Source organism: Vibrio sp. Y176, from assembly GCF_033438945.1.
Window position 1 is genome coordinate 1 of the sequence record NZ_JAWOQS010000076.1, and the last position, 1,329, is coordinate 1,329.

Consider the following 1,329-nt stretch of genomic DNA (forward strand, 5'->3'; position numbering starts at 1 on the left):
AAAGTAGCAAAGGGATGAAAAGGGTCTCTTTTTAACTTGCAGCGTTCGTTTGCTGCATTAACAAAACTTAAGTCGAAAGCGGCGTTATGTGCAACCATTATTGCACGTGAGCAATCAGATGCTTTTTGTTCTTTACGAATCAGCTTATAAATTTCTTTTAATGCTTCTTGTTCAGAAACTGCACCGCGTAATGGGCTGAAAGGGTCACGAATACCATTAAACTCAAGCGCTTCTTTCTCTAAATTCGCGCCTTCAAAAGGTTCAATATGAAAATGAATAGTGGAGGCTGGATGCAGAACGCCTTCTTCATCCATACGAAGGGTGACGGCGCAGATTTCTAAAAGTGCATCAGTTTGAGCATTGAAACCAGCGGTCTCAACGTCAACAACCACTGGGAAATAACCACGAAAACGCTTTTTCAGGGTTAGGGCTTCATTTTCTATTGTCATGTTGGCTTATTTTTGTGTGACGAAGGCTGCATTATTGCAGATTATATCGATGAGAAAAACCGCAATTTCGGAGAAAAACGGAATTCTATTTTCCATCTAATCAATAAGCTCGCGCGGCGCTTGAGATAAAGAGCACAAGTACCGATTTTTGTATCACGCAGGTGCATATTTAACTCGGGAATAGATACGATTTAGCGGCATTTGTGGGAGAAATCAGAGCTAGAATCGTTCATTTTGATACTCTCACCAAGAAAGTTAGAGCATTGGCGGGATTTTTGCATGACAATCGTTGTAGTTTTAATGATTCCAATTAACGGCAAAAGACTGCGGTTTGAGAGATTGTACTAGATGAATAAATGGCTGATAACCAGTGGTGTCATGCTTTCACTGCTTAGCGCAAACAGTTACGCGGTGATGGGCAAGCGTTATGTCGCTACTCCGCAGCAATCACAATGGGAAATGGTGGTAAATACCCCTTTGGAATGTCAGCTTGTGCATCCAATTCCAAGCTTTGGTGATGCGGTGTTTTCGTCGCGTGCGAGTAAAAAAATCAATTTGGATTTTGAACTTAAGATGCGTCGCCCTATGGGTGAAACACGCAATGTTAGCTTGATCTCAATGCCACCGCCTTGGCGACCGGGTGAGCATGCCGACCGCATCACGAATCTGAAGTTTTTCAAACAGTTTGATGGGTATGTCGGTGGTCAAACTGCTTGGGGTATTTTATCTGAATTAGAGAAAGGCCGTTACCCAACATTCAGCTATCAAGATTGGCAAAGTCGCGATCAACGAATTGAAGTCGCGTTGTCATCCGTATTATTCCAAAGTAAGTACAAGGCGTTTAGTGGTTGTATCGCCAACTTGTTGAAGTACAGTTTCG

At 42.6% G+C, this 1,329-nt stretch carries 1 protein-coding gene and 1 pseudogene; one reads left to right on the plus strand and one right to left on the minus strand.

Annotated elements, in window-relative coordinates; genetic code table 11:
- The coding region (locus tag R7O13_RS24170) for an exonuclease domain-containing protein (protein ID WP_318304842.1) at positions 1-449 on the minus strand (449 nt) is incomplete at its 3' end.
- Between the two features lie 348 nt (positions 450-797).
- On the opposite strand from R7O13_RS24170, the pseudogene R7O13_RS24175 reads away from it, so the two are divergent.
- A pseudogene (locus R7O13_RS24175) lies at positions 798-1,329 on the plus strand (flagellar protein MotY); the annotation flags it as partial.